Raw genomic sequence first — 22,323 nt, 5'->3', positions numbered from 1 at the left:
GCGTTTCCTCCGCGGCCAGGCTCCGCCCGCCGCCCGGTGGGGTCAATCGCCCGCCCCGTTCACGCCTCCGCGCAGCAGGCGGATGATGCCGGAGAAGTCGCTCCCCTCCCCGCCCTGCGCCAGGAAGTCGCGATAGAGTTCCAGGGCCCGCGCGCCCATCGGCGTCGACGCGCCGTTCGCCGTTGCGGCTTCCTGCGCCAGGCCGAGGTCCTTCACCATCAGTTCCGCCGTGAAGCCCGGCTTGTAGTCGCGGTTGGCGGGGGAGCCGGGGACCGGGCCAGGCACCGGGCAGTACGTCGTGAGCGACCAGCACTGGCCCGACGACTTCGACGCGACGTCGAAGAGGGCTTCGTGCGAGAGGCCGAGCTTCTCGGCAAGGACGAAGGCCTCGCAGGTGCCGATCATCGAGATCGCGAGGAGCATGTTGTTGCAGGCCTTCGCCGCCTGGCCCGCACCGGCGTCGCCGCAATGGACGACGGTCTTGCCCATGCAGCGCAGGATCGGCTCCGCGCACGCGAAGGCGTCCGCCGGGCCGCCGACCATGAAGGTGAGGGTGCCGGCTTCGGCACCCATCACGCCGCCCGACACCGGGGCGTCCAGGAAAGGCCGGCCGGCGCCGGCCGCGATTTCGCGTGCGGTCGCGACGTCGATGGTAGAGCAGTCGATCAGGATGGTTCCGGTGTCGGTGGCGCCCGCAACCCCGCTTGGGCCGAGAACCGCCTCGCGCACGTGCCGGCCCGCCGGCAGCATGGTCACGACGAATGCCGCACCGCGCGCGGCGTCGGCTGCGGACGTCGCCATGCGCACGCCTTCAAGCCGCTCCATCGCATCGGTCGAAACGTCGTACACGGCGATCACGTGCCCGGCCTTGAGGAGGTTCCTCGCCATGGGTGCACCCATGTTGCCGAGGCCGACGAAACCGATGGTCGTCATGATCCGTCCTTGTCCTCTCCACTCTGCCGAACCGACGCATCGGCATCATCCGGCGAGCAGCACCGGTGGTCTAGCCTGGGAAAGGATCGTGTCGGGAGACGAGGATATTCCGGACTCCTTCCCGAAGCGCGGCAAGGTCGCTCCACGATGCCACCTCCAGGGTCGCGTCGTCACGGATCGTCCAGGCCCGGAAACCGAGACCTGCGAGAAGCGCGGTCACGTCCGGCGCCGGCGTTCCCATCCCCGCCAGCATCTCGGGGGCGAACTCGATCATCATGACGACGCCGACCGAGCGGGTCAGCAACTGCCGCATGCCGCGGAGCGCCCGGCCCTCGCTTCCCTCCACGTCCATCTTGATCACGTCAACCGTGAAGGAACCATCAGCAAAGACGTCGTCGAGAGCCACGACCCGGCAGGCCGTCGTACCACCGCCTCCAGCGTCCCGGACGGAGCCGCCCCCGGACCAGGCATCGTCGAAGGACAGGTGGGCGACGCCTTCCGCCTCGCCCACCGCCAAGGCGTGTACGTGGGCGCGGGCACCGTGTCCGTTGATCTGCACGGAACGCGTAGTCAGCTGCGCCAGATGGGGGTTCGCTTCGAACGCATGCACCTCGCCTCCTGGCGCGGAGGCCGACGCAGCGATAAGCGTGTAGACGCCCTGATTGGCCCCGAGATCCAGCACCCGCGCACCCGGGCGCACGAGGCGGCGGAACAGGGACACGTATTGCGGTTCCCACCGTCCATAGGACAGCAGGTGCGAGGAAATGCCGACGTCACGTGTGTCGACGTAGATCCGCTGTCCGTCATCGAGGAAGGTGAGCGCCACGTGGTCGCCGAGGTAGATGGAGTGCGCCCCCACGAGCGTATTCAGGCGCGCCGCGAGGTAGGCGAGGATTTCCTCCTGCCGCCGGGCGACCTGATTCAACTCGGCCTTCAGTTCCGCCACCTGTGCCGAAAGGTTCGCGACGGGGGCTTGGCGCTCTAGGACGCCCCGGACGTCTCTCGCCAGGGTACCGATCTGCTCGCGGGCTTCGGACTGCGCGGCCCCGCTCCGATGGCGGACATCGTCGATGGCCCGTTCCAGAGCCGTCAAGCGCTGCCCGACGCTCTCGTCCAATGCCTCGATCCGCTGCACCAGACGCTGGGCGCCGACCACCACTGACATGCGCAGCACTCCTTCGGACCCCGGCGCTCACGGCCGTCACGCGGTGGCTACGGTCGCAGCCGGCGCCTGCCTCCGACCTGCGGCGGACGGACGGGCTCCGTTCGATGTGCCCGCATCACGCCGCTCCTGTCCAGTGCGGCGCCGGTCCGACAGGCCGGCCCGACAAACCCGCGCATCACACCGGCACGTCGCCGGGCGGCTTGAGCGCCGTGAGCACGAAGGATGACCGCGTCTCCTTCACCCCGGGCATGCGCAGGAGCGCCTTCAAGGCGAACTCAGCGTAGCCTTCGAAGTCCGGCGCAAGGATGTGGAGGAGGTAGTCCATCTCGCCGCTCATCGCGTAGGCGGCCAGGACCTCCGGGCGGGCGGAGAGGGCCTTGTGGAAGCCGGCGACCACGTCCTCGGCATGGGATTGGAGTGCCACCATGACGAAGGCCTGGATCGGCAGGCCGACGCGCGACGGGTCCAGCACGGCGGCATAGCGGCTGATGATCCCGCCATCCTCAAGCCGCTTCACGCGTCGCTGGCAGGGTGTGGGGGAGAGGCCGACCTTCTCGGCCAACGCGACGATTGGCAGGCGACCGTCCCGCTGCAGGGCACGCAGGATTCGCCGGTCCGTGGCATCCAGGATCGGAGTGTCTTTCGCCAAGATCAGGGCTCCACAGCCCAAGCTTTCGCTAAGCCGGCGGGTTGTCGCGCCCATCTTTGCCGCTTTTCACCCGAACGTCACGCCTATCCTCTGCGTTGACGGGCGAGACATCAGGAGACGGTTGATGGACGGCATGACGGCCACCCCGCCCGAGGGGATCCTCGGCACCGCTTCCTTGCCCCAGGGGCTGCGCGGCAACTACGCCCGGGCGCTGCCCGACGGGACGCTGCCGGCCGACGCCGTCTGCTTCTCCGAGGCGGACCACGCGACCTGGCGGACGCTGGTTCAGCGGCAGCGCGCGATCTTCCCGGGCCGTGCCGCGACGGCGTGGCTCGCGGGGCTGGACCGGCTGGATTGCGACGACGCGGCGCCGGACTTCGCCAAGGCCTCGCGCATCCTCGGCGGCGCGACGGGATGGTCCATCGTCCCTGCCCCCGGGCTGATTCCCGACGCGCAGTTCTTCGCCCTCCTTGCGCAGCGGAAGTTCCCGGTGACGCACTGGATCCGTCGTCCCGAGGAACTGGACTACATTGTCGAGCCCGACATCTTCCACGACTTCCTCGGCCACGTTCCGCTGCTGACCGACCCGGCCTATGCGCGCTTCCTGGAGGCCTATGGGCATCTCGGGCTGGAGGCCGAGCGGAAGGGGCAGCTCGCCCCGCTCGCCCGCTTCTACTGGTTCATGGTGGAGTTCGGGCTGATCCAGCAGGCGGACGGGCTGCGCGCATATGGCGCGGGCATCCTCTCCTCCCGCGCCGAGACGCTGCACGCGGTGGACGGCGAACCCGCGCGGTTGGTTTTCGACATGGGACGCGTGCTCCGCTCCACCTACCGGATCGACGACCTGCAGCCCACATACTTCGTCATTCGCGACTACGCCGAGTTGTTCGACGCCATCCGGACCGCGCCGGCCATGCTCGACGCAGCGGTCCGGGCGCCGACCATCGCGCCCGGCGGTTCCGATCCCGCCGACACGCCCCACCGCTGACGTTCCCGGACGCCCACCCAAGGAAGGCCTGACGCCCATGGACATCCCGCCCGACAAGACCGCCTATGCCGGCCTGATCTCGCCCGAGAATCCGATGGGAACGGACGGGTTCGAGTTCGTCGAGTTCACCGGCCCGGACCTGCAAGCGCTGGAGCGGCTCTTCGCCGAGATGGGATTCGCGCGCGTCGCGCGGCATCGGTCGAAGGCGGTGACGCTGTGGCGGCAGGGCGACGTCAACTTCATCCTGAACGCGGAGCCGGACTCCTTCGCGCAGGCCTTCCAGAAGGTGCACGGCCCCTGCGCCTGCGCCATGGCGTTCCGCGTGGCGGATGCGGCGAAGGCCTATGAGCGCGCGATCTCGCTCGGCGCCAAGTCCGTCACGGGCAAGGTCGGGCCGATGGAGCTGAACATCCCGGCAATCGAGGGGATCGGCGGGTCGCTGCTCTACCTTGTGGACCGCTACGGGCCGAAGGGCAGCATCTACGACGTGGATTTCGTGTGGGAGGGCCACCCCAACCCGAAGCCCAGCGGCCAGGGCCTGACCGTCATCGACCACCTGACGCACAACGTGCATCGCGGCCGCATGGACGTGTGGTGGCAATTCTATGAGAAGCTCTTCAACTTCCGCGAGATCCGCTACTTCGACATCGAGGGCAAGTTGACCGGCCTGAAGTCCCGGGCCCTGACGTCGCCCTGCGGTCAGATCCGCATCCCGATCAACGAAAGCAGCGATGACAGGTCGCAGATCGAGGAATACCTGCGCGCCTACAACGGCGAGGGCATCCAGCACATCGCGCTCGGTACGACCGACATCTTCGCGAGCGTCGAGGGCATGCGCGCGTCGGGCATCCAGTTCATGGACACGCCGGACACCTACTACGAGCTGCTGCCGCGCCGGATGGCCGACCTGACACCGGAGAAGGTCGCGCGGCTCGCGAGGAACCGCATCCTGACCGACGGCGCGCCGACGCCGGAAGGCGGGCGCCTGCTGCAGATCTTTACGGGCACGGTCATCGGCCCGATCTTCTTCGAGCTGATCCAGCGCGAAGGTGACCAGGGTTTCGGCGAGGGTAACTTCCGCGCGCTGTTCGAGTCGATCGAGCTCGACCAGATCCGCCGCGGCGTGCTGGAGCCCGCGGCCGAGTAGCGCGTCAACGCCCGGCCGCTGTTCAGCCGGCCGGGCGTGCTTCCTTCAGTCCAGCCGGATGTTGCGGCTGGTGATCACGCCGCGCCACTTCGCGTTCTCGCGTTCGTTGTAGGCCACGAACTCCTGCGGCGTGCTGCCGACGGGCTCGATCGCAAGCGGCTCCATTCGCCCTCGCGCCTCGCTGGAAGTCATGACCTTCTTCGAGGCCTCGGCCAGGCGGTTCAGCACCTCCGTGGGCGTGCCGGCCGGGGCGAACAGGGCGAAATCTGTGGAGGAGGTGAAGCCCTGCAGGCCGCCTTCGCCCACCGTCGGAACGGTCGGCGCCTGGCGCGACCGCTCCGCACCCGTGAACGCCAGCGCCCTCACTTGGTTCGCCTGGATGAAGGGCAGCGCCGTGACGGCGTCCACCATGGACATCTGCACCTCGTTCGTCAGCAGCGCCTGGGCCGCCGGCGCGCCACCACGATAGGGGACGTGCGTCAGGTCGAGCCCGGCCTGGGCGATGAACAGCTCCGCCGCGAGGTGCGCGGAGGAGCCCGCGCCGGAGGAGGAATAGGTCAGTCGCCCCGGCTGCGCCTTCGCCAGGGCGACGAACTCCCCGAGCGTGTTCGCGCGGGTCTGCGGCGAGACGCAGAGGAACTGGCCGTTCGTGGCCAGCAGCGACACGGGCGTGAGCATGTTCGTCTCGTAGGGCAGCCGCATCATGTGCGGCACCATCGCGTAGTTCGTGTTGGGCATGACGAGCAGCGTGTAGCCATCGGGCCGCGCACGGGCGACTGCGTTGGTGCCGATCGTGCCGACGGCGCCGGCGCGGTTGTCGATGACGAATTGCTGCCCGAGTTCGCCGGACAGTCCCTGCGCCAGCAGCCGCGCCGTGAAGTCGGTTGAGCCACCCGGTGCGTAGGGGACGATCACGGTGACGGCGCGGGTGGGGTAGCGTTCCTGCGCCGTGGCCGCGCGGGCGAGGGCCGTCGCGCCGAGGACGGCACCACCCATGAGACGCCGCGTGATGAGATGGACCATGATGCGTTTCCTCCGCTGGACGACGAGACGCCCGCTCGCGCATTAAGCGTTTACTACATTCGGGGGGCAAGCACGGGGCGTGTAGCCCGCTCGCGCTCCGCCCGGCAGACGGGAAGGTTGGCACAACCTAGCCCTGACAAACACCGACCTTTGGAGAACCCCTTGCGCCCGACACCTGTCCGGATCGCCGTCGTAGGGGCGGGGTTGATCGGCCGAGCGCATCTGGCCCGGATCGAGGCGTCGCCAAACGCCACCCTGGCCGGGATCGCCGACCCCGCTGCCGACGCGGCCGGGCTGGCCGCGTTGGCGGGCGCGCCGCACGCACCGGACCTCGCTTCCCTGCTCCGCGCGGCGCCGGTGGACGGCGTGGTCGTGGCCACGCCCAACCGGCAACACGTCACGGACGTGATGACGGCGCTGGAAGCCGGGCTCCCCTGCCTCGTCGAGAAGCCTCTGGCCGAGGATGCACCCGGGGCGGAGCGCCTCGTCGAGGTCGCGGCGCAGCGTCGCATCGCCCTCCAGGTCGGGCATCACCGCCGCCACTCCGGCGCCTTGCGGGGCGCGCGGGAGATCGTCGCGTCCGGCCGTCTCGGCCGCATCACCGCCGCGAACGCGCTCTGCCTTTTCAGGAAGCCCGACGACTACTTCGAGGGCGCAGGGTCCTGGCGCCGGCGGGCCGGGGGAGGGCTGGTCCTCATCAACCTCGTCCATGTGGTGGACGACCTGCGCACCCTGCTCGGGGAAGTGGAGGAGGTGCAGGCCGTGACGACCAACCGCGCCCGCGGCTTCGACGTCGAAGACACGGTCGGGGCGCTCCTGCGATTCCGCTCGGGTGCGCTGGCCACGCTCGCCGCGTCCGACGCCGCGGCCGCGCCCTGGTCGTGGGAGATGACGGCAGGCGAGAATGCGGCCTACCCCCGCACGGACGAGGCCTGCTACGTCGTCGCGGGAACGGACGCCTCCCTCTCCGTTCCGCGACTCGAGCTCTGGTCGCATGGTGAGGCGCGCTCCTGGTTCTCGCCGTTGTTGCGCGAGCGGCGCGTCGCGCCGGCTACGGACCCGCTGACGTCGCAGATGGATCATTTCATCCGGGTGGTGCGCGGGGAGGCAGCGCCCTATCCCGACGGGACGGAGGGGCTGGCGACTCTGCGGGCAACCCTCGCCATCGCCCGGTCCGCCGCATCGGGCCGCCCGGTCAATCCCTGACCGCGCGAAGGTATCCCAGCACCGCCTCGACGCTCATTCGCCGCTGCGCCTCCCGCAGGGTCGGATCGAGCGGATCCCGCCCGAAGAGCACGCCGAGCGTATGGCGATTCGCGACCCGAAAGAACGGGAAAGCCGTGATCAGCAGGTGGACGGATAGGGCGTCCGCATCCGCCCTGAACACGCCGGCCGCGCGGCCGCGGGCCAGGATGCCCTCCAGCGTTTCGATGACCGTCGCATTCACCGCGGCCATGTCCCGCGATCCCGACAGATGGCCGGCACGGTGGATGTTCTCGATCGAGACGAGCCGATTGAAGGCCAGATTCGCCTCATGATAATCGAAGACGAACCGAACGAGCCGGGCGATCGCCTCCTCGGGCGGGAGGGCGTCGAGGCCGAGGCCGCGTTCGGCGGCGCGCATGGCCGTATAGGCCCGTTCCAGGGCGGCGCAGTAGAGGCCCTCCTTGGACCGGAAGTAATAGTAGATCATCCGAACGGTCGTTCGCGTCCGCGCCGCGATCGCCTCGACCCGTGCGCCCGCCAGCCCGTGTTCCGCGAACTCTTCCGTCGCGACGTCGAGGATGTTCTGGCGCGTCGCCCCGGGGTCGCGGGGCCGGCGCGGTGGATCGGGTTCGCGACGTTCCTGCGTGCTGTCCAGCGCGTCCATCGGCCGATCCTATCGCGGGTGCTGGTGCGATGTCGTCCCGCAGCGGCAATGCGGCCGTGTCAGTCGCGGCCCGAGGATGCGCGGTGACGGGCTTTCGTCATCCGTGACCGCCCCGGCCTACTCGACGCGTGCTCCGGCCTCGCGGATGAGTCCGGCCCAGCGTGACGTGTCGCGGGCCTGGATTGTCGCCAGTTCGTCCGGCGAGGAGGCGACGGCAGTTCCTCGCCGGGCGCCCGGACGGCCCGGGGCATGGCGCCCGCGTCCTCGGCCTTGCCGACCGGGTGCCAGTAGCGGCTAAGCATCTTGCCCATGGGGGTGCCGGGCCCGACCTCGGTCAGCGGCGGATCGTGCGGAGCCACCCTGCACTCGTAGACCGTGCCGAGAACTGCCGCACCGCTCACGAGGGCAGCCGGACCGGGAGGGGCCGATCTCGGCGGCCTTGGGGCGGCCGGAAGGTGGCCGCCCTGGGTGATCGCCGGCCTGGACGACGGATGCCGCTGTATAGCGCTCCCCTGCCCTTCCCCGAGCTTAATCGGCGGACGGAACGGCGGGCGACGGGGCCTTCCTGATGCGGGGACGCAGATCACCGAGCCGGACGGACTCTCGGCGCATCGCGTCCCGCCGTTCCTCCGCAGCCCGGCGCAGGAGTGCGGTCTCCACGAGGCGTTCCGCAGCCCGGGCGGCAGCCACCTCCGCGCGGGCGGACGCGACGGCGGCCGCTGCCGCGTCGGCCTGCCGCGCCGCGGCGTCCCGCTCGGCCAGCGCGCGCCGCACCCAGTCCGGGAAGGCCGGATCGGCAGGGCCTTCGGCCCGAAGCTGAGCCTCGGCGCGCAGGGCCGCTACTGTTCCCGCGACTGCTGCCTCGGCGCCCGCGAGCGACGATGCCGCGCCGGACAGAGCGCGCCGGGCGAGGAGCGTCTCGGCCGCCCGCATCCGGGCGAGCGCCGCGAGCGGGTCCCGCCGCATCCCTATCCGTCGAGCGCAGCGGCGAGTGCGGCGAAGGCGCCCTCAACCCCGCCCGAGTCCTCGTGCTTGTCCTGCCGCAGCACCGCTTCGATCCGCGGCTGCAACCGCACCGCGTCATCCACGGCGGGGTCGCTGCCTGGCCGGTAGGCACCGAGCCGCACGAGGTCGGCGACCTCGGCATGGGTCGCGAGCAGCGCCCGGGCCTGGAGCGCTAGGCTACGCTCAGGCGGCATGAGGCAGCTGGGGACCGTTCGCGACAGGCTCCGGAGCACGTCCACCGCCGGGTACCGGCCGCCCTCTCCGATCCGCCGATCGAGGACCACGTGGCCGTCGAGGATGCCGCGGACCGCGTCCGCCACTGGCTCGTCATGGTCGTCGCCTTCGACCAGCACCGTCAGCACGGCCGTGATGGATCCCGGACGGCCCTCGGGCCCGGGCCCCGCGCGTTCGAGGAGGCGGGGAAGGCTGGCGAAGACGCTGGGCGGATACCCCCGGGTTGCCGGCGGCTCGCCCGCGGCGAGGCCGAGTTCGCGCAGGGCGAGGGCGAAGCGGGTGATGCTGTCGATCAGGAGGAGGACCCGCCGTCCTTCGTCCCGGAAGGACTCGGCCACCGTCGTGGCGGCGAGCGCGGCGTTCCGGCGTTCCAGAGCGGAAGCGTCGGAGGTGGCGCAGATGACCACGCTCCGCGCCATGCCCTCACGGCCGAGGTCGTCCTCCACGAATTCGCGGAGCTCCCGGCCACGTTCCCCGACGAGGCCGACGACCGTGACGTCGAAGCCGGGGGCGCGGGCGAGCATCGACAGCAGGCTCGACTTCCCGACGCCGGACGCCGCGAAGAGGCCGAGGCGCTGCCCTTCCCGGCACGTCGTGAAGGCATCGAGAGCCCGGACGCCGAGGCTGATGCGCGGTCCCAGCCGGGCGCGAAGTCCGGGCGGCGGCGGGGAGGCCTGCAACGGCCGCGCGTACCGGCCCGGTTGTGGCGGAGGCCGCCCGTCGAGCGGTCGGCCGGCGGGGTCCAGGATGCGGCCGAGCCAGCCGGGTCCGGGCCGCAAGGGCGATTGGTCGGCGATGCGGACCATCGCACCCACGCCGGGAGCGGAAGCAGAACCCCAGGCGACCGTCGCCGCATCACCATCCACCGCTATAACTTCGCCACCGTCCCCATGCATTAAACTTTCTCTCATCATGATACGGGAGGCGAGCTGAACGAATCCGCGGGTACCGCGCAGCGTTACCACCTGTGGTTGCACTGCATGCACCCGGGCCGATCTTGTTAACAGGCTGATATTGCCCAGGCATCCTGCTGCCGTCCGCATTCGGGAGGCGCGTTCGGAGTGGCCGGGAGGGGAAAGAGAGCACTGCATGCCTCACTTTTTCGCGCGATAGGTGTAAAAAACCGCTTCACAACTCGCGTAACGGTTGTCTAAATACACGCATCACGTGTGAGGAAGAGCCGATGCGTGTCCTTCTGATTGAAGACGACCTCAACGCCGCCCGAGGCATCTCCCTGGTCCTGAAGGCTCAGGGGATGATCGTCGAGACGGCCGACACCGGGGAGGAGGCGCTGGAGCTGGCGCGCCTCTACGACTACGACATCCTCGTCCTGGACCTGATACTGCCGGACATGGAGGGGTATGAGGTCGTCCGGCGGTTGCGCGCCGCCCGTTGCAGCACGCCCGTCCTGATCCTCTCCGGGCTCTCGAAGCCCGGGGCGAAGGTGAAGGGTTTCGGCCTCGGGGCAGACGACTTCCTCATGAAGCCATTCGACAGCGCGGAACTGGTCGCTCGGATCGGGGCCATCGTCCGCCGCTCCAAGGGCATCTCGCACCCGAGCGTTTGCATCGGGCGCCTCACGCTAGACCTGGGCGCGCGGGAGGCGACCGTGGCGGGGCGCCCGGTGCACCTGACGGGCAAGGAATACGCGATCCTCGAACTGCTGGCCCTGCGCAAGGGCATGGTGCTGACGAAGGAAGCCTTCCTGAACCACCTGTACGGCGGCATGGACGAGCCGGAGGCGAAGATCATCGACGTGTTCATCTGCAAGCTCCGAAAGAAGCTGTTGCAGGCGGGCTGCGACGAACTCATCGGCACGGTCTGGGGCCGCGGCTATGTCCTGCGGGAGCCTCCGTCCGCGGTCCGGCTCGCGCCCCAGCACCAGGCCCTGGCCGCGGCCTGACGGGGACGCGACCAGCGGTCGTCACGCAGTCAAGTGGCGGACAGGATCAGGGGGCCAGGTGCGGAGCCCGCGCCGAGCGCGAGCGCGGGACGGATGCCCGTGGCCCCCGTCAACGCGACAAGCAACGTGGGCAGGACGTGCCGGGAACCCCCGACGTCCTGGCCCGACAGGCTTGCCGTGAGGGAGGCCGGCCAGGCAGCGCCGCGCCCATCGGGCAGGATCGCTGCCTGGCGCGCGTCGCCGGCGATCCGCACCTCCCCGCCCCGTGGCAGCGCCTCCGCCGCGATCATCGCGCCGAGGAGGACGGCGCGAGCCATCGCGACCGGCACGACGGCGGCCAGCCCCGAGGCTTCGGCGAGAACGCGGCCGCCCGACCAGGCGCCGTCGAGAAGCGCGGCCAGCATGGGTCCGTCCATCGGCTCGCCCCCGCCGCCGGCGACGGTGCGCCAAAGGCGGAGCCTTGCTTGCAGGGCCGCCGCACCCTCGCGGAGCACCGCGGCCGCCTCGCCCGCGGCGTCGGCGCCAAGGTAGTCGAGCGCCGCCATCATGCCGGCGAGCGGCGTGCTGAGGTCGTGGCAGACGCGCCCACAGGCGTCCTCCAGCAGCGTCAGGGTGGTCATCAGGCCTCTCCCAGGCAGGTCAGTCCGCGCCGTTTCCCTTCCCCGGCACCGGTGAAGGAGCCCTTCCCCGCGGGACGAGGAGGTTTCGACGTTGCGCGCAACGCAGCCTGACGCCCGGCGACCCTTCCGGCCAGGGGTAGGAAGGCCCATCCTGGCGGCGCGCGGACGGCAGGACGGAATGCCCCTTTCCCACGACCCATCCGAGTTCGAGCCGGGCCAGTATGTCCGTCACCCCGGACGTCCGGATTGGGGGCTCGGGCAGGTTCAATCGGTCATCGGAAGCCGGGTGACCGTCAACTTCGAGAATGCGGGGAAGGTGCTCGTCAACGCGGCGGCCGCTCCGCTCGAGATCGTCGGGGTGTCCGGGACGTGACGGACCTCTCGGGCCCCGTTCTCCAGACCTTCGGTGACCCGCTCCTGCTCCTGGCAGCGCTTGCCACGGGGATCGCTGGCATGATGCGGGGCTATGCGGGGTTCGGCACCGCCATCCTTCTCGCTCCGGTCTTCTCAACCCTCTGGGACCCGAGGACCGGGGTGCCGATCATGCTGCTGATGGAGCTGGTCGTCTCCGCCCAGCTCTTGCCGAAGGCCCTGAAAGAAGCCGACCGCCGCGTGATCCTCCCGATCGGCCTCGCGGCGGTGATCGGGACGCCGATCGGTGCCTGGGTGCTCATCCATGCGGACGGGGAGACGCTCCGGCGTTCCATCGGCGTGCTCGTGCTGACCTTCGGCCTCGCCCTGATGTCGCCATGGCGCTACCACGGAGCACGGCCGCTCCCGCTCAACCTCGCGATCGGCGGGGTCTCGGGACTGATGAAGGGCGCTACCGGCATGTCCGGGCCGCCGGTCATCCTGTACCTCCTGTCGGGGCCGGAGGAGGCGAAGCGGCATCGCGCCAATCTCATCCTCTTCTTCGGGTTGATCGGGATCGTCGCGGTGATCCCGCCGCTCTGGGCCGGGCTGATCGGCATCGCGACGCTTCTCCGCACGCTGATCCTGCTGCCCGTGATGGTCGTCACGGTCCGGATCGGCGCCTCGCTGTTCCACGTCATTCCGGTCCGCTGGTACAGGCGCTTCGCCTTCGGGGCGCTCGTCGCCGCAGGCCTTGTCGCCGCGCTGGCCTGACGGGGCTTGCGGAACCCCCGCCTGCCCGCCCAAATCGGCGGGAGGCGCGGCGGCCCTGACGCCGGTGCGCGCCCCTGGAGTGCCCCCATCCATGCTCGATCCGTTCGGCCGACGGATCTCCTACCTCCGGGTCTCGGTGACCGATCGTTGCGACCTCCGCTGCACCTATTGCATGGCCGAGGACATGACTTTCCTGCCGAAGGCGAAGGTCCTCACGCTGGAGGAGATCGACCGCCTCTGCGGTGCCTTCGTGTCGCTCGGCGTGGAGCGCATCCGGCTGACCGGCGGGGAGCCGCTGGTGCGGCGCGGCGTGCTCTCCCTCTTCCGCTCGCTCGGCGCGCGCATCGGCGACGGCCTGAAGGAACTGACCGTCACGACCAACGGCAGCCAGCTCGCGAAGATGGCGGACGACCTCTTCGCGGCCGGCGTGCGGCGCATCAACGTGTCCATGGACACGCTGGATCCCGCGACCTTCACCGCCGTGACGCGCTGGGGGAAGCTGGAACAGACGCTCGACGGCATCTTCGCCGCGAAGGCGGCGGGGCTACAGGTGAAGATCAACGCGGTCGCACTAAGGGGCGTGAACGACGGGGAATACGATCGCCTGCTCGCCTGGTGCGGCCAGTACGGCTTCGACCTCACGCTCATCGAGACGATGCCGATGGGCGAGATCAGCGCCGACCGGACCGACTACTACCTCCCGCTGTCCGAGGTCAGGCGCGACCTCTCGCGGCGTTGGACCCTGACGCCGAGTGCGCACGCGACTGGCGGGCCGGCACGCTACTACGACGTGGCGGAAACGGGCCAGCGGCTCGGCGTCATCACGCCGATGACCCACAATTTCTGTGAATCCTGCAACCGCGTGCGCCTGACCTGCACGGGCACGCTCTACATGTGCCTCGGGCAGGAGGACGCGGCGGACCTGCGGGCGCCCCTGCGTGATCCGGAACTGGGTGACGTGGGGCTGCGCGACGCCATCCTCTCTGCCATCTCGCGCAAGCCGCGCGGCCATGACTTCGTCATCGGACGGAACGCCGGCCCGGCCGTGTCGCGCCACATGAGCGTCACCGGGGGCTGACGGACGTGAATCTCGCGGACCTGACGACCCGCCTTGCCGTCCCCGGCCTGCCGGAGTGGAGCGGCCTCGTGGTCCTGCTCCTCCTCCTGCTCATGGTCGTGGCTTTCCTCGCCATGCCCTTTTCCGTGTTCGGCGTGAAGTCGCGGCTGGACGCGCTGGAGGTGCAGCTGGACGAGATCCAGGCCGAGATCCGGTCGCTCGCCCTGCGGCTGCCGGAACCTGCGGCGCCGCGGCGCATGACCGTGTCGGACGATCACTGGGAGCCGCCGCCGGCACTCCAAAGGGGGAAGCCGGTCCGCGCGACGACCGCTCCCTGCGCGCGACGCCACCGATTCCGCCGGCGGCCGCCTGGCCGGAATCGGGGCGTGAGCCGCGGCGGACGGAGCCGAGGCTGGGTCAACCCCGCCGTTAGCCTGGACGGGGCGATCTGGCCCCGCTTCCCGGCGCGTCAGGACGCATCGGCGCTCTGCTTCGCCCAGTGACCGGGCCGTCCTCATGCGGTTGATCGGGCCGCACCAGCTCGCGCCCGATGACGCGGGGCCGCGCGTGCGGGGCGGTTTCCCGCGGCCGCGCACCGGGCGTATGTGTCGGGCATGCCCTCGCGCCCGCCCGCGCCCGATCTCTTCGGCCAGGCCGACCTGCCGTCCGCCGCGTCGGGCGCGCCGCGGCCCCTAGCCGACCGTCTCCGCCCACGGGCGCTGCCGGAGGTCGTGGGCCAGGACCACCTGCTGGGCTCGGATGGCGCGATCACGCGGATGCTCGCGCGCGGGTCGCTCGCCTCCCTCATCCTCTGGGGACCGCCGGGGGTGGGGAAGACCACGATCGCCCGACTCCTGGCGGAGGCGGCGGGGCTGCGCTTCGCCGCGCTGTCGGCCGTCTTCTCGGGCGTCGCGGACCTGAAACGGGCCTTCGACGAGGCGCGGGCTCGCCGGGCCAACGGCACGGCGACGCTGCTCTTCGTGGACGAGATCCACCGCTTCAACCGTGCGCAGCAGGATGGCTTCCTGCCGGTGGTGGAGGACGGCACCGTCGTCCTCGTCGGCGCGACGACGGAGAACCCGTCCTTCGCGCTGAACGGCGCGCTGCTGTCGCGGTGCCAGGTGATGGTGCTGAAGCGGCTGGACGACGACGCGCTGGAAGCCCTGCTCACCCGTGCCGATCGTGAGGACGGGAGGCCGCTCCCGCTCACCCCGGACGCCCGGGTCACGCTGCGCGCCATGGCGGATGGCGACGGGCGCTACCTGCTTAACCTCGCGGAGCAGTTGCAATCCCTGCCGGCCGGGACGCCGCCGCTTGACCCGGCCGGGCTGTCCACACTCCTCGCGCGCCGGGCCGCGCTCTACGACCGCGACCGGGAAGAGCACTTCAACCTGATCAGCGCCCTGCACAAGTCGCTGCGCGGCTCCGATCCCGACGCGGCGCTCTACTGGTTCGCCCGCATGGTCCGTGGCGGCGAGGACCCACGCTACATCGCCCGGCGCCTCGCCCGCTTCGCGTCGGAGGACGTGGGCGCGGCCGACCCCGCCGCGCTCCCCCTCGCCCTGGCCGCCTGGGAGTCCTACGAGCGGCTCGGGTCGCCGGAGGGCGAGTTGGCGCTGGCGCAACTCGTGCTGCACCTCGCCGCAGCGCCGAAGTCGAACGCGGCCTACGCGGCCTGGAAGGCGGCCCAGGCGCTGGCGGCGACGACCGGGTCGCTGGCACCGCCCGCCCATATCCTGAACGCGCCGACGCGGCTGATGAAGGATCTCGGCTACGGTCGGGACTACGCCTACGACCATGACGAGGAGGACGCCTTCTCCGGCGCGGACTACTTCCCCGACGGGATGACGCGTCCAAGTCTTTACGTGCCGACCGACCGCGGCGCGGAGGCGGCTGTGCGCGAGCACCTCGTGCGGCTCGCCACTCTCAGGGACGCGAAGCGCCGATGACGCCGGTGGGTCTGGCTCTCGTCGCGTTGGGTGGTGCGCTCGGTTCGGTCGTCCGCTACGCGGCGGGCGTGTGGCTCCTCGGGGCGCTCGGGGCGTCTTTCCCGTGGGGAACGCTCGCGGTGAACGTGGTGGGCTCCGCGGTGATCGGCGTGATCGGCGGGCTGGCCGCGGCGGGAACGGTGACGTCCAACGAGCTTCGCCTGTTCGTCGTCACCGGCGTGCTCGGGGGCTTCACGACCTTCTCGGCCTTCTCGCTCGACACGGGGACGCTGTTCGGGCGCTCGCCGGCGCTGGCGGCGCTCTACGTCGGCGTGACGGTTGCGGGAGGCCTGGCGTCCTTCGCCGCGGGTTTCTGGGCCGGTCGCGCCGTGGCCTGAGCGAAGGGTTGAGGGCCGGCGCGCCGCGGGCTCAGGTACCCGCCTCGCGACCCGTGTGCTTGCCGAGCGTGTCGTAGGGCCACCACAGCGCGTGCGCCCGGTAGAAGTTCTCGCAGTACACGGGATCGCGCAGGTACGTGCCGTGGCCCATGCGGATGGCGAGGAAGTGGTCCGCCATCTTCACGCCGGGATTCTTCTCCCGGTTGAGGAAATCGTCCTGGCAGCCGTGCTGCAGCCTCGTGACGAGGTATTGGTTCATCGCACGGACGAGGTCCCGCGCCTCCTCCGACCACTTGCCGCGCGGCGCGCCAGGGGCGAGTGCGGAGGTGAAGATCTTCTGGAAACCCGATCCGGTCGAACGCCAGATGCTCATCATGTCGTAGTCGCTGACCATGAGCGTGCCGCCATGCCCGTAGACGGTGCCGGAATCGTTCGTCTTCGCCTTCGTGGCGAAGGTCTTGCCGGGAAGGTCGCCGTGAAAGGCCCGCGCCGACGGCTTGGGGCAGCGGAAGACGATGAGCAGCTTCCGCTGCGCCGTGAAGTCGCGGAGGAAGTTGATGTCCCGCGCATCCATGCCGGAGTCGCGGGACAGCGCGATGTCGAGGCTCGTGGCTCCGCTCGCGCGGGACTCACGCTCCTTCGCCGCCATGCGGTCCCGCAAACCGCCTTCGCTGAGACTCAGCCCGGCCATACCGATCCTCCAGGGTCGGCGGCCGTCATGCCACCGCCGGAGGCGCGACGTCAGGCCCCGGTTCGTCGCGTCCGTCGCCCGGCCGAAGCCCGGGCGCCGCGCCCATCAGCTCGCGCGCAGGCCGCCATTGGTGACGGTGATCTGGCTCGCCGCGCAAACGTTGACGCCGCGGAGCTCGGCGGCGCGCCCGTTTGCCCAGACCACGCGGAAGTCGTAGCGGCCGGTATTCGCTGCGCGGTAGCTGACGGTGCGGCCGGGCGGCAGGACGGACTGGCCGAGCTGGTCGGAGCCCCAGCCGCCGAGGCTCGAATGGCTGAAGTAGAGCTGGTCCACCCGCAAGGAGGAGGCGTTGTACACCCGGAACGAGGTATCGCAGGCGGGCCGGACGACGGTTGCGGGTTGCTGCACGACGACGACCCGCTGCGGTTCCTGGGCGCAGGCCGCGAGAAAACCCAGCCCACCAAGCAGCATCGTGCGACGCATTGTCGTTCCTCTTCGATTCGCACCGTGAGATTACGGACACCTGACGGAGCGGGGCAACCTGGGTTAACCCGGCTCGACTCCGATGCCGCCACGCCCCACCTCCCCCTCATGACCGTCCGTACCGCGCGCGTCGCCCCGGACGAGGCCGACCTCCGCCTCGACCGCTGGTTCCGGCGCCATCATCCCGCCCTGACCCAGGGTGCGCTGCAGAAGATGCTCCGGACCGGTCAGGTCCGGGTGGACGGGCGGCGGGCTGAGGCGAACACGAGGCTCGCGGAGGGGCAGGAGATCCGGATTCCTCCCCTGCCCGACGCGCCCGCACCGCGGCCGGAACAGGCCGTGTCCGACCGCGACGCGGCGATGCTGGAGCGGCTGATCCTGTACCGGGACGACAGCGTCATCGTGCTGGACAAGCCGCACGGGCTGCCGGTGCAGGGCGGGCCGGGGATCACGCGGCACCTGGACGGGATGCTCGACGCGCTGCGCTTCGGGTCGCCGGACCGGCCGCGCCTGGTGCATCGGCTGGACCGGGATACGTCGGGCGTGCTGCTGCTGGCGCGGACGCCGGGGGCGGCAGCGAGGCTGGCGGCTGCCTTCCGCGGGCGCGACGCGCACAAGACGTATTGGGCGCTCGTCGCGGGGCGGCCGCATCCGCTGGAGGGCCGGATCGACATGGCGCTGGCCAAGACGGGCGGACCGCGGGGCGAACGGACGGCTCCTGCGGAGGACTCGGACGGGACGCGGGCCGTCACGGACTACGTCGTGAAGGACGCAGCGCGGAAGGTCGCGTCGTGGCTGGAACTGAATCCGCTGACGGGACGCACCCATCAGCTACGGGTTCACTGCGCCTCGGCACTCGGGACGCCGATCCTGGGGGATGGGAAGTACGGCGGGGCCGGCGCGCATCTGGAGGGCATGTCGCCGCTGCTGCACCTGCACGCGAGGGCAATCGCCTTGCCGCATCCGCAGGGCGGGACGTTGGAAGTCTCGGCCGCGTTGCCGCCGCACATGGTCGAGTCCTTCGCCTTCCTCGGCTTCGAGCGGCCCCGCACGCCCGCGCCGCGGTGGTCTCGCTGATGGGCGCGCGCGCGCGCGCTGGGGGCTCGGAGTCGCCGCTGTCGTCGTGGCGCTGCCGCTTCTCGGCTACGCCGCGCTCTTTGCTGTGATGCGGTCGGACGCGATCCGGCCGCGGGTGCAGGAAGCGGTGCACGCCGCGACGGGACGGGCCTTCACGCTGTCGGGGCCGATCGGGCTGACCACCTCGCTCGTGCCGCGGATCACGCTGGATGGGCCGAGCCTCGCCAACCTCCCGGGCGGGTCGCGCCCGGAGATGCTGCGGGCGCGGCGGATCGAGGCGGAGGTGGCGCTGCTGCCGCTCCTTTCGCGCCGGGTCGAGGTGCGAAGCCTGCGGATCATCGGGCCGGACCTGCTGCTGGAGAGCGACGCGGACGGCAGACCGAACTGGCAGCTCGGCCCGGCGGCGCGGCCGGATGCGGTGGCGCGCCAGCCCGATCGGGCCCCGGCGACGCCATCCCAACCCCTGGTGCTGGATGTTGCGTCCCTCACGATCGAGGACGGGCGCGTCACCTGGCGCGGCGCCACGACCGAGGTGGTGGAGATCCCCCGCCTCTCGGTCAGGGCGGCCGGTGCCGAGACGCGGGCGGAGGGGAGCATCGCTGCCCGCGGAATCGCGGCGCGCCTCGGCGCGACGATGGGACCGCTTACGCCCGTTCTCCGCGGGGCCGGGGACCCATGGCCGGTCCGTGTGGCCCTGTCTGCCGAGGGCGTGAACATCGAGGCGAACGGGACGCTGGACCTGCCCGTCGCCCCGACTGGATGGCGCGGGCGGCTGGCCGTGACGGCGGATTCGACCGGGCGCTTCGCGGCGCTGGCGCCCGGAGTGGCATTCCCGCCGGCGCAGGGCCTTTCGGCCGTAGTCGAGGGCGACGGGGCCGCGGGGCTTCGCTCCCTGCACGTCGCGGTGACCCGGGTGGCGCTGCCACCGGCCTTCGGCAACGCGGCATTGGAGTCGGTTCAGGCATCGGCGCCGGCGCCCGACGCGCCGACGACCATCACGGGGTCGCTTCGCGTCCGCGAGTTGTCGCTGGCCCTCAACGCCGTCGGGCCGAACCTCGCGACGCTGCGCGACGCCGCGGTGGCCTGGCCGGTCTCGGGGAGTCTGGCGGCGGAGGGGCTTTGGGTCGAAGCGGCCGCGACGCTGCCGCCAGGGTTCCGGGCGGGGCGGCAGGGCCCGGTCGAGGGGACGCTCGTGTTGCGGGTGACGGACCTGCAGGCATTGGGTGCGCGCTCGGGCGCCGCGGTGCCGCCGCTGCACGACGCTGCCCTGGATGCGCGGTGGAGGATCGCGCCGGAGGGGACGGAGGTTCCCGAATTCACCCTTCAGGCGCGGGAAGGAGTGGGGCGCGGGTCGTTCTCTGTCCGACGGGCCGACCCTGTCCCGGCGGTTCAGGCCCGTCTGGCTTTCGACCGACTTGACCTAGACGGCCTGCGCCCCGGGCCGACGGCAGCGGGACCGGGAGCAGGAGCCCCCGAAGCGCCGGCTCCGGCTGCGGAAGCTCCGGCTCCCGGGGCGCTGGCCCCCAACGCACCGTCCCCTGGCAGCACGCCAGGGCCAGCGCCCGCCCCCCGACGACGCGGCGAGTGCTTCCGGACGTTCCGCTTTCCCTATCCGTGCTGAGGACGCTGCCCGTTTCTGTGGACGTCGCCGCGACAGTCGGTACGCTGCGGGTGCGCGGGCATGACTGGCGTTCGGTGTCGGTCACTGCGCTGGCTGCGGGCGGTCGTCTGGCCGTGGAGCCGGCCTCCGCCGAAAGTCCGGGCGGGCCGCTGGCGGGGGCGCTGTCGGCGGATGCGACGGGACCGCGGCCGACTCTCGCCCTGGCGCTCCGGAGTTCCGGGGCGGGCGTGGATCTCGCGCCCTTGCTCGAGGCACTCGGCGCGTCGGCGCCGTTGCGGGGCCGGGCGCGGCTCGACTTTTCGCTGCGCGGCGGGGGGAACGACCTGAGAACCTACCTCGGCTCGCTCGAAGGGCATGCCGCCCTGTCCATGGGAGCCGGCACGCTCGATCCGGCGCTCGTCGGCCGGCTGACGGCGCCGCTGCGAGGGGTGGTACCGGAAGGGGCACTCGGCGGCGCGGCAACGCTGCGGTGCCTGGACCTGCGCTTCGCGGCGGCGGACGGCACCGCGCGGGCGGAGACGGCCCTGCTGCGAACCGGGTTGGGCGGTGCGACTGCGACAGGCAGCGTGAACCTGCGGGACGAGACGCTCGCCCTCCGGCTCAACCCGGTGGTGCGGGTAGGCAGCGTCTCCGTGACGACGCCCGTCACGGTCGGCGGCACCTTCGCGGCGCCGACAGTCTCAGTGGACCGTGGAGGTGCGGCCGCGGCGGCGGCCGGCGCCCTCGGCGCGATCGCGCGGGGATCGCGGGACGAGGAGACGGCGGCGCTGGGCGCGCTGGCCGAGGCGCTCTCGGGCGGGACGGATACGGCGGTGCCAGGTTGCGACGGAACACCAGCGCCGGCCGCACCGCGTCCGCAACGCGCGCCTGGGGTGGGGGACGTGCTGCGCGGCCTGCTGGGGCGTTGAGCCAAGGGATGGGTCGGGGGATGGGCCGGGCAGGAATCGAACCCGCAACCAAGCCGTTATGAGCGGCCCGCTCTGACCGTTGAGCTACCGGCCCCCGGCGCGCCTTCTACACCCGCCGGTGCAGGCTGTCGTGGGGAGAGGGCGGGCGGCGGTCGCCGCTGACCCGATCCGTCGCGCGGGATCGGGTCCACCTCGTCACTCCGCGAGGAAGGCCTGCACCTCGGCTTCGATCTTGTTCATGCTCGCCACGCCCTCGAGGTGGCCGAGGCCACCGCGCAGGTCGGCGGTGCGGACGGGGCGCCCGACCTTTCGGAGGGTTTCGGCAAAGACGCGGTTGTATTCGATCGGGAAGATGCGATCGCCCGGCGCGGCGGCGACGAACCACTTGGCGCGGGAGCGGGAGAGCGCGGCCTCCGAGCTCGGGTACTCGTGGAGGAAGAGCTGGTTGGCGCGGGTGAGGTAGAGGAAAGCGTTGGCATCGGCCGTGCGGGCCCGGGCGGTCGCGGCATCGTCCAGGAACTTTTCGGCCGCGAAGGAGTCGCCGATGCGCTTGGCCGGGTCCTGGCCTTCGACGGGACGGCGGCCGAACTGGGACATCGAGCCGAAGTCGCGGGCCTGGAGGGTGACGATCTTCAGCGCCTCGGCCAAGCCGCGGATCGGGGCTTCCCGGCCCTGCCCGTAGTAGTCCCCGTTGCGCCAGTTCGGGTCCATGCGGATCGGGACCTCCCAGAGCTCCATCCAGCCCATGAGGAAGGCGTCGAATTCGCTCGTGCCGACGACGGACAGGACGCGGTCGATCATCTCGGGGTAGGCGCATGCCCATTCGATGGATTGCAGGGCGCCCATGGAGGGGCCGGCGACCATCGCGAGCCGGCGGACGCCGAGGCTGTCGAGGAGCTTCTTCTGGACCTCGACGAAATCACGCATGGCGACGACGGGATAGGTCATCCCGAACGGTCGGCCGGTCGAGGGATCCAGCGTCGCAGGACCGGTACTGGTCGTCGAGGCGTCGTTCAGGTTCAGGTTCACGAAGGTGTCGGAGGACACGACGAAGTAGCGATCGGTGTCGATCGCCTTGCCCGGGCCGACGATGTTGTCCCAGTAGCCGGCGGCCCCGCCCGGCGCGTAGCGGCCGAAGGCGTGGGAATTGGCAGAGAAGAAGTGGTTGATCAGGACGGCGTTGTCGCCGGCCTGGTTCAGCGTGCCGGCGGTCTGGTAGCCGACGCGGACGTTCGGGACGACGCCGCCGGACCGGGTGCGGATCTCGCCGGCCTCGAAAATCTGCTTACGGACGATCAGCTCGCCGCCGGAGGGGGCGGGCGCCGCGGTCTGCTGCGCGGCGGCGGGTAGGGCGGCGGGCAGGGCGGCGAGGAAGGTCGCGGCGAGGGCGAAGGCATCGCGGCGCGAGGCTTCGATGGACATGGCGTTTCCCCGGTTGGTTGACCCCATGCTGCGGGGCGGGCCCGGCCGCCGCAAGGCCGGCGTGAAGAAGCGGCGG

General features: G+C 71.1%; 24 protein-coding genes and 1 tRNA gene. 13 read left to right on the top strand and 12 right to left on the bottom strand.

Translation table 11 applies throughout. The annotated features are described in order from the left end of the window. Window positions 1-42: 42 nt before the first annotated feature. The 3 genes from mmsB to ACE7GA_RS15995 all read right to left on the bottom strand — a co-directional run bounded on the left by mmsB (window position 43) and on the right by ACE7GA_RS15995 (window position 2,747). Window positions 43-933, bottom strand: a complete 891-nt coding sequence (gene mmsB / locus ACE7GA_RS16005) for a 3-hydroxyisobutyrate dehydrogenase (RefSeq protein WP_376088380.1) — start codon at window positions 931-933, stop codon at window positions 43-45. Window positions 934-1,003: 70 nt separating this feature from the next. After that, window positions 1,004-2,098, bottom strand: coding sequence for an FkbM family methyltransferase (locus ACE7GA_RS16000; RefSeq protein ID WP_376088377.1), 1,095 nt, complete (start codon window positions 2,096-2,098; stop codon window positions 1,004-1,006). A 175-nt stretch (window positions 2,099-2,273) separates the two neighbouring features. Next, window positions 2,274-2,747: an Lrp/AsnC family transcriptional regulator gene (locus ACE7GA_RS15995; RefSeq protein WP_376088374.1), complete on the bottom strand. Its 474-nt coding sequence runs from the start codon at window positions 2,745-2,747 to the stop codon at window positions 2,274-2,276. Window positions 2,748-2,871: 124 nt separating this feature from the next. Here ACE7GA_RS15995 and phhA point away from each other — a divergent pair, with 124 nt between their 5' ends. Then, on the top strand, window positions 2,872-3,735 hold the full coding sequence (phhA, locus tag ACE7GA_RS15990) for a phenylalanine 4-monooxygenase (protein ID WP_376088371.1): 864 nt from the start codon (window positions 2,872-2,874) through the stop codon (window positions 3,733-3,735). Window positions 3,736-3,772: 37 nt separating this feature from the next. Further along, window positions 3,773-4,882, top strand: a complete 1,110-nt coding sequence (hppD, locus tag ACE7GA_RS15985; protein ID WP_376088368.1) for a 4-hydroxyphenylpyruvate dioxygenase — start codon at window positions 3,773-3,775, stop codon at window positions 4,880-4,882. A 45-nt stretch (window positions 4,883-4,927) separates the two neighbouring features. Here hppD and ACE7GA_RS15980 read toward each other — a convergent pair whose 3' ends face one another. Beyond that, on the bottom strand, window positions 4,928-5,905 hold the full coding sequence (locus tag ACE7GA_RS15980; protein WP_376088365.1) for a Bug family tripartite tricarboxylate transporter substrate binding protein: 978 nt from the start codon (window positions 5,903-5,905) through the stop codon (window positions 4,928-4,930). A gap of 162 nt (window positions 5,906-6,067) precedes the next feature. Between ACE7GA_RS15980 and ACE7GA_RS15975 the strand changes: the two genes are divergently transcribed. Beyond that, window positions 6,068-7,111, top strand: coding sequence for a Gfo/Idh/MocA family protein (locus ACE7GA_RS15975; protein WP_376088362.1), 1,044 nt, complete (start codon window positions 6,068-6,070; stop codon window positions 7,109-7,111). Here ACE7GA_RS15975 and ACE7GA_RS15970 read toward each other — a convergent pair. The 3 genes from ACE7GA_RS15970 to ACE7GA_RS15960 all read right to left on the bottom strand — a co-directional run bounded on the left by ACE7GA_RS15970 (window position 7,101) and on the right by ACE7GA_RS15960 (window position 10,057). Then, the gene (locus ACE7GA_RS15970; protein ID WP_376088359.1) at window positions 7,101-7,775 is read right to left on the bottom strand and encodes a TetR/AcrR family transcriptional regulator; all 675 of its coding nucleotides are present in this window, start codon (window positions 7,773-7,775) and stop codon (window positions 7,101-7,103) included. The two genes, ACE7GA_RS15975 and ACE7GA_RS15970, sit on opposite strands and share 11 nt — an antisense overlap. A gap of 528 nt (window positions 7,776-8,303) precedes the next feature. Continuing rightward, on the bottom strand, window positions 8,304-8,741 hold the full coding sequence (locus ACE7GA_RS15965; protein ID WP_376088356.1) for a hypothetical protein: 438 nt from the start codon (window positions 8,739-8,741) through the stop codon (window positions 8,304-8,306). A gap of 2 nt (window positions 8,742-8,743) precedes the next feature. After that, window positions 8,744-10,057 carry a FliI/YscN family ATPase gene (locus ACE7GA_RS15960; protein WP_376088353.1) on the bottom strand — a complete coding sequence of 438 codons (1,314 nt, stop codon included), beginning with the start codon at window positions 10,055-10,057 and terminating at the stop codon, window positions 8,744-8,746. Window positions 10,058-10,197: 140 nt separating this feature from the next. Between ACE7GA_RS15960 and ctrA the strand changes: the two genes are divergently transcribed. Further along, the gene (ctrA, locus tag ACE7GA_RS15955; protein WP_376088350.1) at window positions 10,198-10,917 is read left to right on the top strand and encodes a response regulator transcription factor CtrA; all 720 of its coding nucleotides are present in this window, start codon (window positions 10,198-10,200) and stop codon (window positions 10,915-10,917) included. Window positions 10,918-10,946: 29 nt separating this feature from the next. Here the strand turns inward: ctrA and ACE7GA_RS15950 are convergent, their stop codons facing one another. Further along, window positions 10,947-11,537, bottom strand: coding sequence for a histidine phosphotransferase family protein (locus ACE7GA_RS15950; RefSeq protein ID WP_376088346.1), 591 nt, complete (start codon window positions 11,535-11,537; stop codon window positions 10,947-10,949). Window positions 11,538-11,715: 178 nt separating this feature from the next. On the opposite strand from ACE7GA_RS15950, the gene ACE7GA_RS15945 reads away from it, so the two are divergent. From ACE7GA_RS15945 to crcB, 6 genes are all read left to right on the top strand, one after another. Next, entirely contained in the window at window positions 11,716-11,910 is a 195-nt protein-coding gene (locus ACE7GA_RS15945; RefSeq protein WP_376088343.1) for a DUF3553 domain-containing protein, read from the top strand. Further along, window positions 11,907-12,662, top strand: a complete 756-nt coding sequence (locus ACE7GA_RS15940) for a sulfite exporter TauE/SafE family protein (protein ID WP_376088340.1) — start codon at window positions 11,907-11,909, stop codon at window positions 12,660-12,662. Before ACE7GA_RS15945 ends, ACE7GA_RS15940 begins: the two co-directional genes overlap by 4 nt. 91 nt (window positions 12,663-12,753) lie before the next feature. Then, on the top strand, window positions 12,754-13,740 hold the full coding sequence (gene moaA / locus ACE7GA_RS15935; RefSeq protein WP_376088337.1) for a GTP 3',8-cyclase MoaA: 987 nt from the start codon (window positions 12,754-12,756) through the stop codon (window positions 13,738-13,740). Window positions 13,741-13,745: 5 nt separating this feature from the next. Further along, a complete protein-coding gene (locus tag ACE7GA_RS15930; RefSeq protein WP_376088334.1) occupies window positions 13,746-14,222 on the top strand; it encodes a hypothetical protein in 477 nt (158 codons plus the stop codon). A gap of 111 nt (window positions 14,223-14,333) precedes the next feature. Then, the gene (locus ACE7GA_RS15925; protein WP_376088331.1) at window positions 14,334-15,668 is read left to right on the top strand and encodes a replication-associated recombination protein A; all 1,335 of its coding nucleotides are present in this window, start codon (window positions 14,334-14,336) and stop codon (window positions 15,666-15,668) included. After that, window positions 15,665-16,045, top strand: a complete 381-nt coding sequence (gene crcB, locus ACE7GA_RS15920) for a fluoride efflux transporter CrcB (protein ID WP_376088328.1) — start codon at window positions 15,665-15,667, stop codon at window positions 16,043-16,045. The genes ACE7GA_RS15925 and crcB overlap by 4 nt, the downstream gene beginning before the upstream one ends. A gap of 31 nt (window positions 16,046-16,076) precedes the next feature. On the opposite strand, the gene ACE7GA_RS15915 is transcribed toward crcB, so the two are convergent. Both ACE7GA_RS15915 and ACE7GA_RS15910 read right to left on the bottom strand, forming a co-directional pair. Further along, window positions 16,077-16,736, bottom strand: a complete 660-nt coding sequence (locus ACE7GA_RS15915) for a hypothetical protein (protein WP_376088325.1) — start codon at window positions 16,734-16,736, stop codon at window positions 16,077-16,079. Window positions 16,737-16,841: 105 nt separating this feature from the next. Then, the gene (locus ACE7GA_RS15910) at window positions 16,842-17,219 is read right to left on the bottom strand and encodes a hypothetical protein (protein ID WP_376088322.1); all 378 of its coding nucleotides are present in this window, start codon (window positions 17,217-17,219) and stop codon (window positions 16,842-16,844) included. 108 nt (window positions 17,220-17,327) lie between these two features. On the opposite strand from ACE7GA_RS15910, the gene ACE7GA_RS15905 reads away from it, so the two are divergent. From ACE7GA_RS15905 to ACE7GA_RS15895, 3 genes are read left to right on the top strand one after another with little or no spacing between them, the layout of a single operon-like run. Further along, window positions 17,328-18,296 (top strand): RluA family pseudouridine synthase, encoded by a 969-nt coding sequence (locus tag ACE7GA_RS15905; RefSeq protein WP_376088319.1) that lies wholly within the window; start codon window positions 17,328-17,330, stop codon window positions 18,294-18,296. 46 nt (window positions 18,297-18,342) lie between these two features. Beyond that, window positions 18,343-19,917, top strand: coding sequence for an AsmA family protein (locus tag ACE7GA_RS15900; RefSeq protein WP_376088316.1), 1,575 nt, complete (start codon window positions 18,343-18,345; stop codon window positions 19,915-19,917). Then, window positions 19,881-20,825: an AsmA-like C-terminal region-containing protein gene (locus tag ACE7GA_RS15895; protein ID WP_376088313.1), complete on the top strand. Its 945-nt coding sequence runs from the start codon at window positions 19,881-19,883 to the stop codon at window positions 20,823-20,825. Before ACE7GA_RS15900 ends, ACE7GA_RS15895 begins: the two co-directional genes overlap by 37 nt. A 21-nt stretch (window positions 20,826-20,846) precedes the next feature. Here ACE7GA_RS15895 and ACE7GA_RS15890 read toward each other — a convergent pair. After that, a tRNA-Ile gene (locus ACE7GA_RS15890) sits at window positions 20,847-20,919 on the bottom strand. Window positions 20,920-21,020: 101 nt separating this feature from the next. Then, entirely contained in the window at window positions 21,021-22,247 is a 1,227-nt protein-coding gene (locus tag ACE7GA_RS15885) for a homoserine O-acetyltransferase (RefSeq protein WP_376088310.1), read from the bottom strand. Window positions 22,248-22,323: the final 76 nt, after the last annotated feature.

Source organism: Roseomonas sp. CCTCC AB2023176 (assembly GCF_042259275.1).
In the GTDB taxonomy this organism is placed as follows: domain Bacteria; phylum Pseudomonadota; class Alphaproteobacteria; order Acetobacterales; family Acetobacteraceae; genus Roseomonas.
The sequence above is the reverse complement of the archived record's forward strand: the minus strand, read 5'-3'. Positions and strand labels throughout refer to the sequence as shown.

Excerpts from the sequence above, each read along its gene's own strand:
- ACE7GA_RS15925 (WP_376088331.1), top strand. The coding sequence starts at position 14,334 with ATGCCCTCGCGCCCGCCCGCGCCCGATCTCTTCGGCCAGGCCGACCTG.
- ACE7GA_RS15945 (WP_376088343.1), top strand. The coding sequence starts at position 11,716 with ATGCCCCTTTCCCACGACCCATCCGAGTTCGAGCCGGGCCAGTATGTC.
- ACE7GA_RS15950 (WP_376088346.1), bottom strand. The coding sequence starts at position 11,537 with ATGACCACCCTGACGCTGCTGGAGGACGCCTGTGGGCGCGTCTGCCAC.
- ctrA (WP_376088350.1), top strand. The coding sequence starts at position 10,198 with ATGCGTGTCCTTCTGATTGAAGACGACCTCAACGCCGCCCGAGGCATC.
- ACE7GA_RS15910 (WP_376088322.1), bottom strand. The coding sequence starts at position 17,219 with ATGCGTCGCACGATGCTGCTTGGTGGGCTGGGTTTTCTCGCGGCCTGC.
- mmsB (WP_376088380.1), bottom strand. The coding sequence starts at position 933 with ATGACGACCATCGGTTTCGTCGGCCTCGGCAACATGGGTGCACCCATG.
- ACE7GA_RS15965 (WP_376088356.1), bottom strand. The coding sequence starts at position 8,741 with ATGCGGCGGGACCCGCTCGCGGCGCTCGCCCGGATGCGGGCGGCCGAG.
- ACE7GA_RS15980 (WP_376088365.1), bottom strand. The coding sequence starts at position 5,905 with ATGGTCCATCTCATCACGCGGCGTCTCATGGGTGGTGCCGTCCTCGGC.
- ACE7GA_RS15885 (WP_376088310.1), bottom strand. The coding sequence starts at position 22,247 with ATGTCCATCGAAGCCTCGCGCCGCGATGCCTTCGCCCTCGCCGCGACC.
- moaA (WP_376088337.1), top strand. The coding sequence starts at position 12,754 with ATGCTCGATCCGTTCGGCCGACGGATCTCCTACCTCCGGGTCTCGGTG.
- crcB (WP_376088328.1), top strand. The coding sequence starts at position 15,665 with ATGACGCCGGTGGGTCTGGCTCTCGTCGCGTTGGGTGGTGCGCTCGGT.
- ACE7GA_RS15970 (WP_376088359.1), bottom strand. The coding sequence starts at position 7,775 with ATGGACGCGCTGGACAGCACGCAGGAACGTCGCGAACCCGATCCACCG.
- ACE7GA_RS15960 (WP_376088353.1), bottom strand. The coding sequence starts at position 10,057 with ATGCGGACGGCAGCAGGATGCCTGGGCAATATCAGCCTGTTAACAAGA.
- hppD (WP_376088368.1), top strand. The coding sequence starts at position 3,773 with ATGGACATCCCGCCCGACAAGACCGCCTATGCCGGCCTGATCTCGCCC.
- ACE7GA_RS16000 (WP_376088377.1), bottom strand. The coding sequence starts at position 2,098 with ATGTCAGTGGTGGTCGGCGCCCAGCGTCTGGTGCAGCGGATCGAGGCA.
- phhA (WP_376088371.1), top strand. The coding sequence starts at position 2,872 with ATGGACGGCATGACGGCCACCCCGCCCGAGGGGATCCTCGGCACCGCT.
- ACE7GA_RS15905 (WP_376088319.1), top strand. The coding sequence starts at position 17,328 with ATGACCGTCCGTACCGCGCGCGTCGCCCCGGACGAGGCCGACCTCCGC.
- ACE7GA_RS15915 (WP_376088325.1), bottom strand. The coding sequence starts at position 16,736 with ATGGCCGGGCTGAGTCTCAGCGAAGGCGGTTTGCGGGACCGCATGGCG.